This window comes from Achromobacter sp. SIMBA_011, assembly GCF_046535435.1.
Classification (GTDB): Bacteria; Pseudomonadota; Gammaproteobacteria; order Burkholderiales; family Burkholderiaceae_B; genus Achromobacter; species Achromobacter dolens.
In genome coordinates this window covers 1-269 of the sequence record NZ_JAWRWN010000521.1, presented here as the reverse complement: position 1 = coordinate 269, position 269 = coordinate 1, and the positions used below count along the sequence as shown (strand labels likewise).

General features: G+C 58.4%; 1 protein-coding gene. It reads left to right on the top strand.

The window, feature by feature from the left end; all coding sequences use genetic code 11:
* A partial coding sequence (locus SB816_RS31980) for a hypothetical protein (protein WP_410548239.1) occupies positions 1-269 on the top strand: 269 nt, incomplete at both ends.

Sequence of the window (269 nt, the reverse complement as noted above, 5' to 3'; positions counted from 1 at the left end):
ATGCAACGCGGCGGCAACAAGCAACAATAATTCGCAGACCTACAGTTACCAGCAGATCAACAGTAATGTGACGGCAGGCAACGACATCGTCATCGCGGCGAACACCGTCAACAATACCTACGGCAATCTCGTAGCAGGTCGCAATGTCGTGATTGGCGGGACGGGCACCACGGCGAGCGACAGTTCGACCAGCCCGACGAACATCACGCGGGCCGCGAGCGTCACGAACACGTCAGCGTCGATTGCGGCTGGCAACGATGCCGACATCA